A 13,449-nucleotide genomic window follows, 5' to 3' on the forward strand; every position below is an offset into this window, starting at 1 on the left:
CGGCTACAAGTGATCGAAGGCGCCAGATACAGCCCGCAGGACAACCCCGTCGAACGGATCTGGGCCGCCCTGAAACGAAAGATCGCGAACACCGCCCCGGCGACCATGGCCGACCGAGTCCGTCAGGCCCACGCGTTCTTCCGCTACCGCACCGACGCCGAGAACCTCACTACCGCCGCACCATGGACCTCACCCTGGCTCCCCGAGGGTTACGAACAACACTTCAGATCAGGCGCTTAGAGCCCTACTCGGAGAAGCTGTCGTACTTGATCCGCACCGAGGGGATCTGGAGTTCGGACAGCTTCTTCAGTGTGGAGCGCACCATCCGGCCCGAACCGGAGACGAAGAAGTCGTGCTCCTTCCACGGGCCGTACTTCGCCACCACGTCCGAGATGTCACCCTGCTCACCGGGGAAGGTCGGATCGTCGCTGCACGCGGTCACCACCGACAGCCACGGATAGCGGGCGGCCAGACGGTTCAGGTCGGCCAGGTCGTACAGGTCCTCACGATTGCGCGCGCCGAAGAAGACGTGCACCCACCGGGTCCGGTTGTACCGGGTCAGTTCCTCCAGCAGCGACTTGATCGGAGCCAGCCCGGTCCCGCCGGCCACGAAGACGGCGTCCCGGGTCGATCTTCGATCCAGCGTCATCGTCCCCATCGGCGCGGCCAGTTTGATCATGTCGCCGACCTGCAGCCGGCGGACCAGCGCACTCGACACCCAGCCGGCGCCGACCGCCCGGACGTGGAACTCCAGCGTGTTGTCCCGCCGGGGCGCGTTCGCCGGCGAGTACGTACGCCACAGCCGCGGCTGGTAGCGGGGACACTCGATGCTCAGATACTGCCCGGCCCGATAGTCCAGCGCCTGTAGCGGCAGCACCGTGAACACCGCGATGTCCCGGGAGCGGCGCTCGTGCGCGATCACCTCGCCGTACCAGTACGGCGGGTTCGGGTCGGCCTCCGCCCCGGCCAGCATCTTGGCGGCGATCACCGCGTACGCGTCGGCCCACGCCTGGTCGTACTCGACACCCCACTGCTCACCCGCGAACGACCGCATCGACTCGATCAGAGCTCCACCCACCACCTCGTAGTGCTCCGGTTCCACGTGGAACTTGCGATGGTCCCGGCCGAGTGCCCGCAGGTACTCGTCGAACTTCTCCGGATCCTCCAGCGTCTGCACGGCGGTCACGATCGCGTTCAGCAGGCGGGCCCGCTGGACGTCCATCTGCACCGGGAACAGATCGCGCAGATCCGGGTACGACAGGAAGATGCGCGCGTAGAAATAGCCGGCAACCTTGTCCTGATGTTCCTCGACGAGACTCCAGCTCTCCTTGAGCAAGCGTGCGAGGTCTCCCATGCCATTCAGGGTGGTCAGCACAGTCGGGAACACGACGCACCCGAAGTGCGACTCACCACCCCGTACGGTGTGTCGCTCGGCGAAATGGGGTGGTTTGTGCCTCACCTAGAGTGGCGGGGTGACCGTGGAAGAACAGCAGCAGACCATCCGTCCGCGTTACGGGGCCGAGATCACCATCGTCCTGTTGCTGTCGCTCGGGCAGTCGGCCGTCTACTCCATCGTGTCGCTGATCGCGAAACTCACCGCCGGCAAGCCACTCGCGCAACAGACCACCACGCTCAACCCGACCGTCTCGCCCCGGCCCTACCTCGACCTGACGTACCAGACGCTCGGGATCTTCTTCGCGCTGATCCCGGTGGCCCTCGCGTTCTTCCTGCTCGCCAAGGACCGCATCGGGCCACGTGAGCTCGGCATCGACTACCGCCGGCCCGGATACGACATCGGCTGGGGCGCCGGCCTGGCCGCCGGGATCGGACTGCCCGGCCTTCTCCTGGTGTACGCGGCGCTCCAGCTCGGGATCAACGCGCAGATCCGGCCGTCCGGGCTCGAACCGTACTGGTGGTCCGTACCCGTACTGATCCTCTCCGCGATCCAGAACTCGATCGTCGAAGAGGTCATCGTCGTCGGCTACCTGATCACCCGGCTCCGGACCATGGAACTCCCGCTGGTCCAGATCATCGCGCTGTCCGCCGTCCTCCGCGGCTCCTACCACCTCTACCAGGGATTCGGCGGCTTCATCGGCAACGCGATCATGGGCGTGGTCTTCGCGCTGTTCTTCCTCAGGACCAAACGCCTCATGCCGTTGATCGTCGCCCACAGCCTCCTCGACATCGTCGCCTTCGTCGGATACCAACTGCTCCCCGACTCCTGGCTGAGCTGGCTCTCCGTATAGACGCCTAGGTCCCGGCCGGATACTCCGCGAAGTATCGGCGGGCCCGGACGGCAACCGCCTCGGTGGTGGTGCGGGCGCTCAGAACGGCGGCCAGCAGCCGTACACCCGGACCCGCCAGGCTCAGGGCCGCCCAGCCGACGACCGGGCCGACACCCGGGCTGGCCAGCCGCAACAGGTCCGCGGCACGCTGCGGGTCCGCCGCATCCAGGCCATAGACGGCGGCGAGGTGCAACACCAGCTCAGCGTGCGTGATCACGGTCGCGGCGCCGAGAGCAACGGGGGCGTACGGGCCGGCCAGCGCCCCCACACCGCCACGCAGCGCCGCGGTCCGGGCGAACCGTTGCACGGCAAGCCTCGCCAACGCCTCCCGCGATGCCGTGGGATAGGTCGCGCGGACGTGATCGGCCCAGCCCTGGGCGCGCGGGCCGAGAGCCTGGACCAGGGCATGCGCCAAAATCTCGGGGGTACGGGCCGGCTCGGCCACCAGTTGCTCCCCGATCGAGTCGAACCGTCGCCGATCCGGCTCCGCCGTCACCGCAACCACCCGCAGCTGAGCCGAGCCGGCCGGCGCCGTTGTCTGCCCGTCTCCGGCATCCCCGGCATCTCCGGTGGTTTCGGGGTCTTCGGCAACGCGCGTTTCGCCGGTGGCCGGCGCTTGTTCGGCCGGGGTGTCATCCGCGGCCGCGCGTGGTTGTTCGGTCCGGGTGGCGTCCGCCGCCGTTTGCGGTTGTTCGGTCGGGGTGCCTTCCGTGGTCGAACGTGCTTGATCGGTGGCCGGTGCTTGCCCAGCCTGCGCCTCGGCCACGGCTGCGGTGACCGGCTGCTCAACTTTTCGCTCGCCGGGTTCGGTGGCGGTCTCTGCCGTGCTCACCGGCGCCGCCTCCCGTACCGGCGTTGGCTCGGCTGGGAAGGAGGCTGCTACGGGGGTGGGCTGCTTCGGGGCGGCCTTCTTCGCGGGGGCACGTTTGGCTGCGGCCTTTTTCGCGGGGGCGGCCTTCTTGGCAGGGGATGCCTTCTTTGCCGGTGCGTTCTTCGCCGGTCCAGGCTCAGCACCGGCCATGTTGCCTGCTGGTGCGGCCGTTTGCTCTGTAGGAGTCTGCTTGGTGGCGGCTCTCGCTGCCCCGGCCGGCCGGCTGGCGGTGCGCTTCGCCGGAGACGGGGTGGCAGCGGGCTCGGTATCGGCTGCGGGGTCACTCGGCCGGGCGGGCTCGGTCGACGGTGCGGGGTCACTCGGCCGGGCAGTCTCGGTTGGCGATGCGGGCTCGCTCGGCCGGGCAGTCTCGGTGGGCGGGGTGGGCTCGGCGGCGGTGGGCTCCGGACTGCGGGCCGGCTGTGACGGCACGGTCGGCGTCTCGACGGGAGCCGCCTTGCGCGGGCTTCGGCGGGGCCGGACCCCGTCCGTACCCGTGGAAGAGTGACTTTCGGCACCCGCATCGGTGGACGGGGGTTGGAAGGTGACCGCCGGCGGCGCGCCGCGGCGCCCAGGGCCCGCGGCCGGTCGCTCGGCGGAGGGCGTCTGCTCGGGCGTGCTGAAGGGGCTTCGCGGATCCCGAGCCCGCGGAGCTTCCCGGCGCGTGTTGTCCTCCATCGCAGGCAGCCTAGCCGCATCCGCGACGTTTCGCCTGTTCGCGCCCGGTAGAGAAGATCTCCGGTGCGCCGGATGGCTACCTCTTTGTGCGGCCGTCACCGGGTCCGGTATTGTCAAGCCTCGGTGGCCCGCGGGCTACCGGGGAGACTTCGCCTAGTCTGGTCTATGGCGCCGCACTGCTAATGCGGTTGGGGTTTTAAAGCCCCTCCCGGGTTCGAATCCCGGAGTCTCCGCGCAAAAGTCGGTGTTGTAGGCTGACTGAGCAACAAGCAAGCGCCCGTAGCTCAATGGATAGAGCATCTGACTACGGATCAGAAGGTTAGGGGTTCGAGTCCCTTCGGGCGCACTTCTTTAGAATGGCCGTGACCTGCGGAAACGCAGCTCGCGGCCATTTTCGTTTCCCAGATTTGAGCCCTGCTGGTCCCGTCATGTGGGACGTGGTGATCCAGTGGTGATCGGCTTTTCCGGAATGGCTTGTCCCTATCCGTGCTGACCAGTGCTTTTCTGTCCAGGTGGTGTGGTCGTGCGGACGTTCGGTCTCGTCATCGCTGAACCCATTCCCATGCGCGAGCGGTGGCCTATGCCGCCGCCGAATGCTTCGCTAGGCGGTGAGGGAGCCGCGTCGGCTCGGACGGCGATGACGACGCGGTTGCCGGCGTTCGGGTCGACGGCACATTACAACCCGAGGTTGGTTATCCGACTGTCGCGGACGTTCGTTGTCCACCCGCAGCCTGGACCACCTCACGGCCTCATCCGCCCCACTGGGACCAACGCAGGTAGCGATGGCGGCGCCTCGACCCCGGGCGACAGGCCCTGCGGGCGTCCGGTCGATGTGGTCCGGTTCCGCGTAGAAGATCGAGGCCCGTGCTGTCAGTGAGGGAGCGTGGATGCAGAATCTACTCATGAAGCGGGAGGTGCAGGGATGGGCTGTGGTTGGCATTGCGGCCGTGCTGGTTGGTGGTTGCAGCGGCCCGCCTTCGCCGTCCCGAACCTCACCGGGTGTGAACGTTCCGTCCGGCTGCGGGCCGTCGCCCGATGCGATCGGTTGGTCCGACATCAAGGAATCACCCAGACTTGAGCGTGTGATTCTGGTTGACGGCCGATCCGGTGACGGGCGCCGCGAGCTACTCGATACGCCGGTGATCGCTTCTGTCTCCGGTATCGAGGCACCGGCCTCCTGGTTGCCGCTGCTGGCGGCCGGGCTTGGGAAGAGACTCGGCACGCAGGTGAGCTCGACTCGGCCGTCAAGCTCCTACGGCTTGATGCCGGTCGATGGTGGCGACGTGGATACGAGTATTCCCGAGAAGGTCATCTATCAGGGCGTTCGCGAGGTCTCGGCAGCTTTTTCGTTGACCTGTGCGCCGGGGGTTTCCGGTGTTTTCACCGCTTGGACCGAGACCGTGTCGTCCGGAGTGATGTGCGGCAGTCGTCGGCCGTCGGCCGATGCTTACGCACAGATGGCCCGCAGCTATTGCCCTCAGGTACCGGATCCGTCGTCGGCGGGCGTCGGCACGCCAACACGTTGATATGTGAGAAATGGCATTGCGGGTGGGTGCGGTGAGGGCGCGGAAATCCGACAAGCGGTGTTGAATCGTGCGACTCGGGTGGGGCGGGGAAGGTCGCTCCACATTTAGGGCTGGCGTTGATCAACTAGATTCCAGGAACTTGCATATTTAAGTTCTCGGGGGATCCTGTGAGTCAATCATCTGCACGACTGCGTGCAGACCACCGGCGCTTGATGGTCTTGCCGCAATTGCGGCGATCACTGTCGTTCCTGTCCGTGATATCAGTGACCGCTCTTGTGTTCGCGGTTCCATCCGCCGCCGCGGAGCCACCCAGCGCCTCCGGCATCATCGAGCGAGAAAGTGCCGGGGATGCTCTTGTCGCGGCACGCGAGTTCGGGAGGCCGGTGCGAATCGCGGACCAGATGTCCGAAACTTCGGAATCATTTGCGTTGCCGACAGGAGAGATAGAGACAACGGTTTCGGCCGGGGTGGTCCGCATCCGCCAGGGCGGTGACTGGGTGCCGGTCGATCTGACCTTGCGGCCCGGTGCCGACGGGGACCCGGAGCCGGTGGCTCATCCTACGGATCTCCAACTTGCCGGGAAGCGCCTGTCGCCGGAAGGCGCACTCGCCTCGATCGACACCGCGGCTGGACCGGTAAGCCTCGGTTGGGAAGGGGCGCTGCCGGAGCCGACGTTGTCGGACAACCGCGCCACCTATTCTGAGGTGAAGCCGGGCGTGGACCTTGTCGTGGATGCCACGAGAGAGGGATTTGAACAGTTTCTGATCCTGAAATCGCCGGCAGCCGCCAAGCAGGTCGACGGACTGTCGTTGCCATTGCACGGTCCAGGGTTCACGGATGTGACCGAGGCTCCCGACGGGGGACTTGAACTCACTGATCGGGCGGGAAAAGTGGTGGCGGTCGCGCCGACACCTTTGATGTGGGACGCACAGATCTCTGCGAACGGTGAGTCACCCGTTCGGTCGGCGCAGATTGCCCTTGAGGCAGATGAGAATGATGTTCCTCAGATCCACACCGGCACCGACGCTGAGCTTACGTTGTCGCCGGATAAAGCGTGGCTTGCCGATCCCAGGACCAAATACCCGGTCACCGTCGACCCTCAGATCAACAAGCTACTCACGTACTTCGACACCACGGTCATGGAGGGTATAACCGCCGACCGCGGGGGCGCGGACTTTCTACAGCTCGGGGTGACCACCGAGGCCAAGCCGAAGCGGGCGCGTTCGTTCGTCAAGTGGAACGCGAGTGACCTGCGCGGCAAAGAGATCACCTCGTCGAGGGCCTACTTCTACAACTGGTACTCCACCACGTGTGCGTCCACGGCGTGGGAGATCTGGACGACCGAGGCGGCCGACGCGGACACTCGGTGGGCTGATCAGCCCAAGTGGCTCCGTAAGGAGGCAACCTCAACCGAAACCAAGGGATTGAACTCGTCGTGTGGTGACGGCTGGGTCTCGATTGATGCGAAGAGCTTCTTCCAGTACGCCGCTGACAAAAATCAGACCTACGCGAACATGGGTATCAAGGCGAGCAACGAGGCGGACAAGAAGCAGTGGAAAGAGTTCCGTTCTCGCAACGCGGCAAACACGGCCCAGGTTCCCTACGCCAAGGTGACCTACGCCGACAAACCCGCTGAGACGAGCACATACGGAATGAGATTCGCGATCGCGGATCCGGACCAGACAGTTCCCGGCGACGCCGACCGTAACGCGGCGGTAATGCAGGCGTGGACAGACAGCAGGCCGGAGTGGCCAGCGGTCAGCGGTAGCAAGGGCGAGACCGAAGCTTCCGTGTTGTCGCGATCGGATACGGACGAAGCGGGCTTCCTGGCCGCACAGCAGGAGCCCGCAACCGACCTTCCGACCTACGAGGTAGATGTCGAGGACGAAGCACTTGACTCCTACGAGCCGGATCCAGGGCCGGACGCAGATGTCGACCCGCCTGCCGAAGCGGAGGAGGTACCGGAGGCTCCGTTGCCTTCTGCTCCCGGCGCGGACGGGACGTCAGCCGCCGAGTCGGCGGGAATGCGGTCACTGAGCGTCGCGACGCCTGAGGATGCGCCGGAGACAGACACACCCCCCGACGACTCCGAGTGGATCACCGACCCCGAGGCCGATCCTGGGTACGAGCCTGTTCCGGATGGCCAGGCGAGTGCTTCCGCGGCGCCCAGAAAGCCGCACGAGGACTGGATGACCACTGCGGAGTGCAGAACAGGATGGCGTAACCACAAGCCGCGCAAGGACACGTGGTACTACAAGAACAGATTCTCTTTCTGTCAGATCACGTCTGCTTATATCTGGTTTAACAAGTGCACGGGTTCTCGCTGTGAGTACTCCGACGTGACGTTCAATATCATGTACGTCGGCGCCGGTTCACACACCAAGCGGGCGACGAACTGGAACGCGTACATCTACGACTGGTCGCAGGTCAACAAGCCCGACCTGGTGGTCCCGTTCACGATTGACGTGCGATGCCAAGCGTTCTACTCGGCGAAGTGCTACGCGAAGGGTAATGCGATTCGTAAGTCACTGGCCGCGTGGAAGGCCGCGCCTAAGTTCAGCAAGATGTACACCACGAAAGCGTTCAAGCCGACCGCCGACGATCCCAAGTTCAGGGAAAAGCGCTCCTTCCACCAGTTCAAGCCGGTGCACAGTGATCCCGTGCACAACATCGTAAACGTGGGCGCCGGCGTCGTGGTGAGATGCGACCTGGCCAGGTACCTCGGCCGAAAGAAGGTCGGAGGCTGTATCGGCTCCGATGTCATTGGCACGATGATCCTCAACTACAGGAGCACGAAATACGCGGAATCTGTCCACTTCATCTGGCAGGCGATGTTCCGGCTCGGCACGCTCGATAGTGCCAAGGCAGGGAAGTTCGTTCCTGGTGGCGCCTACCAGCAGCCTGTGACCGGTAAATGGGAACCGCTGTCGCGCGACTATTGGAGCAGCGTCCGGCATAATCGCGGAAGAGTTCAGGCTGAGTGCCGCCGACTGTATGGGGCGAATTATGCGGACGGAGGGAAAGACTGTGACGAGTACCCGTTTGCGGCGACGTTCGAAAGCGCGAATCGCATTCCGTCGGGACTTCATCCCTGGAGAACTTTTGCTGTTAAAGCGCTCAACAAAAGACACAACAGCAGCTCGGGTGCGACTCTACTCGCGTTTTACAATCGAGACCATGTGTTGCACGGCGACCGGTTCTATGTCAGCATCCGCAATGGTCCGGCAGTGTAATGTTGCAACGGTCGCTAGCACAATTCAGGCGAGCCGTGAGATCTGCGCCCCCAAGTCCGCCGGTCGGCTGAAAGGAACTAGGATTAGCGTGTCGAACATTGTTGCTCGCTATGCGAGCTGGCTGAAGGCACATGCGCCGGGTACGGCCGGCGCGGCACGCCCCCCGGCCTCCGATGCGGATATCGCCGCCGCAGAAGGGGAGCTGGGTGCGATCCTGCCTGCTCCGATTCGGCAGTTGTACCGGTGGCACGACGGCGGTCCGGACAACCCGGCCGAGGCTTTGTGGCTGCGGCACGACTTCGGCTTCCTTCCGATCGAGGCGGCTCGGGAGATTCGACAGATGCGGCGGGAGATCGCCGAAGAAGAGTTCGGCCCGGAGGAAGCCGACGACTTCTGGAGCCCGCACTGGTTCCCGATCGGCACAAGTTGGACGGGTGATCACCTCGTGGTTGATTGCTCGACCTCATCAGCCCAGGGGCGGCTGACCATCGCCAACAACGAAGGCCCTTCGGGTTCGGATCCAGTCTGGCCGAATCTCGATTCCCTTCTTGATGAGCTGGTGAGCGCGCTGGAGAACGGCAGTCCGTTGTCCGGGCACCTGCCGGTGACAGGCAACGGCTGGCTCCTCTGGGAGGAGCAGCCCTGACGGCGCCGGTGTGTGTCTCGCCGCCCGGTGAGACACACACCGGCGAGTTAGGTCCGAGCGGCTGCGTGTCCGTTCGCGGTGGGCCGGTGGCCGGGGCGGTCCATCGACCAATCGAGCTGGTCATGGCCACACCGGTGCGCGCGCCGCAGCACAGGTGCAGGCCGCCGTGTGCGGTCGCCACGGTGAACGTGACCGGCCACGGCGAGCGGGGCGCGGCACACCGCGTGTCGACGTCGGCTTGCGGTCTAGGTCCAGCCCGACCACGTTCGAGGCCCGGTACGCCGCGCCGATGTTCACGTCCGCCGGCCATGTGGGCACGACGGCCAAGGGCGCTGTCGGTTCTCATCGCCGGTATCTCCCTGGTCGCCTCTGCCCAGCCTGCCTCTGCCCAGCCCGCCTTCGCCCAGTCGGCAACCAGGTTGCCGATCTCATCGGTGGGTGGTGTCGTCGTCGACGGGGTGCACAAGCAGATTTTCATCAGCGATCCGCAGTCCGGCAAGATCGTCGCGACGGGCTATGACGGAACGGTCATCGCCACCCGAAGCGGTCTGCCCGGGGTGGCCGGCATCAGCCTTTCCCCGGATGCGAAGACGCTTTACGGCGCGGTGCGCGGTGCGGACTCCATCGTGTCCCTGGCGACGGAGACCCTCACCGAGACCGCACGGTACGGCACCGGCACGGGCACCGGTCCCAAGTTCCTGGCGTACGCCGGGGGTCTGATCTGGTTCGGATACGACGGGTCGGGAACCGGGGACGGCGCCACGCCGGCCGGCATCGGTTCGCTCGACCCGGCCGGCGCAACTCCCACCGTGGTACTCGAGCAGGACAAGGACACGCCGTGGCTGGCCGCGCCCAGGCTCGCCGCCACACCGGCGGCGCCCGGCGTGCTCGCCGCGGGCGAGTCCACGTACTCCGATACCGCCGGCCGGGTAGCTGTCTTCGACGTGTCCACCGGCACGGCCCGGCGGACCGCGGTGAAGATGGTCGGCAACGGCCGTACCGATGACCTTGCCCTCACCCCTGACGGGAAGCGCCTCATCGCAGCGCGGGCCGGTTCGTCCCACGAGGTCTGGAAGGTCCCGCAGTTGTCCTCCGCGGGGACCTATCGCACCGAGTGGTCCGCCAACGCCGTGGCGGTCGCCGACGACGGCACCGTCGCCACCGGCAGTTCCGCCTGGTACCACCCCGACGTGCACGTCTTCGCGCCGGGCTCGATGACCGCCCTGCGTAGGTACGACTTTCCCAACACCGGCACCAACAGTGGTGCGGACACTCTCGCGAACGAGGGCCTCGCCTGGGAGCCGGGCGGCACCGATCGGCTGTTCGCCGTCACGAGCAACTCCCAGAACGTCTTCTCCCTGAACGTCCTGACCGATCCGACCACGCCGGACCCGGAGCCGTTGCCGCGCCCGGGACTGCCGGTGGAGACGGTGTCCGACTTCGTCGTCGACGGCGTCCACCAGCGGGTCTTCGTCAGCGACGCGCGGAACTCGACGATCGTCGCGGCGGATTTCACCGGCAAGGTCCTCGGGGTCCGGCGTAACCTGCCGGGCGTACAGGGGCTCGCGCTGGCCGCCGACTCGGCGCACCTCTACGCGGCCGTGCCCGGCGCCGACGCCGTGGTGTCCATCGCCACCGACACCGTGACCGAGGCTGCCCGCTACCCGACCGGCGACGACACGACCCCGACGCATGTGGCCACCACTGCCGGCAAGATCTGGTTCGGGTACGGCGACGACGGCGGCGGCAACATCGGCTCGGTGGACATCACCGGGAGCCGGCCCACGGTGGCACTCGCCCAGGATGCGTCCGGATGGCCGAAGCCGCCGCGCCTTGCCGCGGTCGCGGGCGCCCCGAACCTGCTCGCCGCCGGCAGCACGGGCAAGGCTTCCGTGTACGACGTGTCGACCGGCACCGCGGTCCGGACCACCGTGGGTGCCGACAAGCCGTGGTTCAACGACCTGGCTCTCTCCCCCGACGGAAGCCTGCTGTACACCGCCAGCGGCGAGGGCACCTGGGTCTGGAAGACCTCGGACATGTCGCTGGTGACCTCCTACCCGCCTGCCAGCAGCCCGAGCTCGTTGGCAGTGGCGGCAGACGAGACGCTGGCCATCGGTTACGACCACTTGAACTACCAGCCTGAGGTGTACGTCTATCCGGCTGGTTCGGCTACGCCGATCCGGGTCATCGATCTGCCGGACACGGATCCCAACGTCACCGGCGCGGACAACCTGGTCGCGCAGGGGCTCGCCTGGGAACCGGGCGGCAGCCGGCTGTTCGCGGTGGCGGAGAACTCCAGGGACGAGTTCATCCTGCAGGCGTTGGTGGACCCGGCCAAGTCCGTCACGACTCTGACGGTCGATGTTCCGGCCACCGCCACGCGGGGGAAGTCGCTCACCGTCTCCGGCACGCTCACCGCCGGCGTCTCGCTGTCGGCCGGCACCCCGTTGACGGTCGTCCGCGTCGACGAGGAGACGCCGAAGGGTAAAGCGCTCGGCACCAGGGCGTTGGGGGCGAACAACCGGTTCTCGTTCACCGACATCCCGTACGCCGGTGGCAAGGTCACCTACCAGGTGTCGTACGCCGGGGACCCCAAGCACATCGCCGCCTCCGCTGCCGACACCACCAGCATCGCCAAGGACGCCACCACCCTGACCCTGGACGGCAACGGCAAGACGCACACGTACAACAAAAAGGTCTTGTTCACCGCCAAGCTCGGCAAGACGTACCAGAACCGGGTCGTCGAGATCTGGGCCGACCCGTACGGCGGCGACAAGCCGAACAAGCTGGTGGCGAAAGGCAAGGTCAACAGCAAGGGCCAGCTGTCGGCCTCTGTCTGGATGACCCGGAACACCACGGTGACCGCCCGCTTCGCCGGTGACACGCGTACGGCTCCGAGGACCGCGAGGGTCACGGCCTACGCCAAGGTCAACGTGTCCGTCACGGTCGGCGGGCACTACAGGACCGGCAAGATCGGATCGACGAAGTACCACTACTTCCGCAAGGCCAAGAACCCGGTCTTCACCACCACGATGACGGCGAACAAGGGGCGCTCCCAGCGGTTGGAGCTGCAGGTGTACGCGAACGGCAAGTGGCGCGACGCCGGCTCGGAGTACTTCACGCTCGCAGCGAACGGTCGCTCGCGGGTGACCCTGGGCCCGCCGCACGGTAAGGGCCTGCGCCTGCGAATGCGGTCGTCGTACGTGAGGACCTCTTCGGGCGACACCTTGAACGCCACGACCGTCGGCGGTTGGGTGTACGTGACCTTCACCTGACAGCCTGAGGGCTGTGAGCGGGGCGGCGGCGCAGCGATGCGCCGCCGCCCCGACGGTGAAGATCCGCGGATCGTTGCAGCAGCGGTGCATCCACCGGCAGGGTCGAGTGGGGTCCGTAGGGCCTGAGATGGTTTTCAGATCGGCTGGTGGTGATCGCCCTACATCTGGTCTCGGCGCAGTTGCAGGGCGGGGTGGCGTGGCGGTGCGAATCCGAGGGTTCGGTAGAGGCGTTCGCCGCCCGGGGTGGCGTTGAGGTCGATCACGCTGACCGTGGTGTCGTCGGCGAACCAGCGGAGGAGGGCGCTCAGGCAGTCTCGGGCGTGGCCGCGTCCGCGGGCGTGGGGCACGGTACTGATGTTGAAGATGTGGCCGCGCAGGCCTCCTGGATTGCCGGGACCCGGCGCGTGCCGATCGCACAGGCCGGAGGCGTTGCTGACGATGCCGTGCCCGGGGTCTTCGATCACGAATGCGGCGAACATCTGCGGGTCGTTCAGTGAACGGGTGAACCAGTCCAGGGCAGCGGCCCGCCATGGCGCCGTGGCGTCGCCGACAGGTGCCCCCATCGCCTCCAGCATGCTGACGCGGAGTTGTACCAGCGCGGCAGCGTCGCCGGGGACTGCCCTACGTGGTCGTGCCATTTCTCGTCCTACTCCCCGCGTCTCATGGCTTCCGTCCATGGTGGTGTGATCGTGCGGACGTTCGAAAGACAGGCGTGGCCACCCGTTGAACCTATAGAGCCTGTTTTTGATCTATATAGCGGTGGTTGTGGTACGGGCGTGGCGGCGGGTCATCTGAAGGATTGCCGCCCAGTAGATGATGGTTTCGTGGTGTTCGGGTAGACGTTCGTAGTCGCGGGCGCAGCGGCGTCGGCGGGTGAGCCAGGCGAAGGTGCGTTCGACGACCCAGCGGCGGGGTAGGACCTGGAATCCTTTGCC

9 protein-coding genes, 2 tRNA genes and 1 pseudogene are annotated in these 13,449 nt (G+C 66.2%); 8 read left to right on the top strand and 4 right to left on the bottom strand.

Annotated features, from left to right (window positions below; all coding sequences use genetic code 11):
- A pseudogene (locus tag BC793_RS50945) lies at positions 1–240 on the top strand (IS630 family transposase); the annotation flags it as partial.
- 4 nt (positions 241–244) lie between these two features.
- On the opposite strand, the gene BC793_RS48090 reads toward BC793_RS50945, so the two are convergent.
- Positions 245–1,354, bottom strand: a complete 1,110-nt coding sequence (locus BC793_RS48090) for a globin domain-containing protein (RefSeq protein ID WP_109603356.1) — start codon at positions 1,352–1,354, stop codon at positions 245–247.
- Positions 1,355–1,472: 118 nt separating this feature from the next.
- Here BC793_RS48090 and BC793_RS48095 point away from each other — a divergent pair, with 118 nt between their 5' ends.
- Positions 1,473–2,246 carry a CPBP family intramembrane glutamic endopeptidase gene (locus BC793_RS48095; protein ID WP_109603350.1) on the top strand — a complete coding sequence of 258 codons (774 nt, stop codon included), beginning with the start codon at positions 1,473–1,475 and terminating at the stop codon, positions 2,244–2,246.
- Between the two features lie 4 nt (positions 2,247–2,250).
- On the opposite strand, the gene BC793_RS50950 is transcribed toward BC793_RS48095, so the two are convergent.
- Positions 2,251–3,306, bottom strand: a complete 1,056-nt coding sequence (locus tag BC793_RS50950; protein WP_203896692.1) for a hypothetical protein — start codon at positions 3,304–3,306, stop codon at positions 2,251–2,253.
- Positions 3,307–3,976: 670 nt separating this feature from the next.
- Between BC793_RS50950 and BC793_RS48105 the strand changes: the two genes are divergently transcribed.
- The 6 genes from BC793_RS48105 to BC793_RS48125 all read left to right on the top strand — a co-directional run bounded on the left by BC793_RS48105 (position 3,977) and on the right by BC793_RS48125 (position 12,514).
- A tRNA-Ser gene (locus BC793_RS48105) sits at positions 3,977–4,067 on the top strand.
- Positions 4,068–4,107: 40 nt separating this feature from the next.
- Positions 4,108–4,180: transfer RNA gene (locus tag BC793_RS48110), tRNA-Arg, on the top strand.
- Between the two features lie 541 nt (positions 4,181–4,721).
- On the top strand, positions 4,722–5,360 hold the full coding sequence (locus BC793_RS49365) for a hypothetical protein (RefSeq protein WP_146246809.1): 639 nt from the start codon (positions 4,722–4,724) through the stop codon (positions 5,358–5,360).
- 263 nt (positions 5,361–5,623) lie between these two features.
- Complete coding sequence (locus tag BC793_RS48115; RefSeq protein WP_158319597.1) at positions 5,624–8,593, top strand: DNRLRE domain-containing protein; 2,970 nt, start codon at positions 5,624–5,626, stop codon at positions 8,591–8,593.
- Positions 8,594–8,681: 88 nt separating this feature from the next.
- Entirely contained in the window at positions 8,682–9,239 is a 558-nt protein-coding gene (locus BC793_RS48120; protein WP_158319598.1) for an SMI1/KNR4 family protein, read from the top strand.
- A gap of 434 nt (positions 9,240–9,673) precedes the next feature.
- On the top strand, positions 9,674–12,514 hold the full coding sequence (locus tag BC793_RS48125; RefSeq protein WP_109603354.1) for a hypothetical protein: 2,841 nt from the start codon (positions 9,674–9,676) through the stop codon (positions 12,512–12,514).
- Between the two features lie 158 nt (positions 12,515–12,672).
- Here the strand turns inward: BC793_RS48125 and BC793_RS48130 are convergent, their stop codons facing one another.
- Both BC793_RS48130 and BC793_RS52145 read right to left on the bottom strand, forming a co-directional pair.
- Positions 12,673–13,077, bottom strand: coding sequence for a GNAT family N-acetyltransferase (locus BC793_RS48130; protein ID WP_211340672.1), 405 nt, complete (start codon positions 13,075–13,077; stop codon positions 12,673–12,675).
- Positions 13,078–13,263: 186 nt separating this feature from the next.
- Positions 13,264–13,449: transposase (locus tag BC793_RS52145; protein ID WP_249037390.1), on the bottom strand; the 186-nt coding region annotated here is incomplete at its 5' end.

It is taken from the genome of Actinoplanes xinjiangensis, assembly GCF_003148685.1.
In the GTDB taxonomy this organism is placed as follows: domain Bacteria; phylum Actinomycetota; class Actinomycetes; order Mycobacteriales; family Micromonosporaceae; genus Actinoplanes; species Actinoplanes xinjiangensis.

Coding starts and splice junctions, on each gene's coding strand:
- BC793_RS48090 (WP_109603356.1), bottom strand. CDS start 1,354: ATGGGAGACCTCGCACGCTTGCTCAAGGAGAGCTGGAGTCTCGTCGAG.
- BC793_RS50950 (WP_203896692.1), bottom strand. CDS start 3,306: ATGGCCGGTGCTGAGCCTGGACCGGCGAAGAACGCACCGGCAAAGAAG.
- BC793_RS49365 (WP_146246809.1), top strand. CDS start 4,722: ATGCAGAATCTACTCATGAAGCGGGAGGTGCAGGGATGGGCTGTGGTT.
- BC793_RS48130 (WP_211340672.1), bottom strand. CDS start 13,077: ATGGGGGCACCTGTCGGCGACGCCACGGCGCCATGGCGGGCCGCTGCC.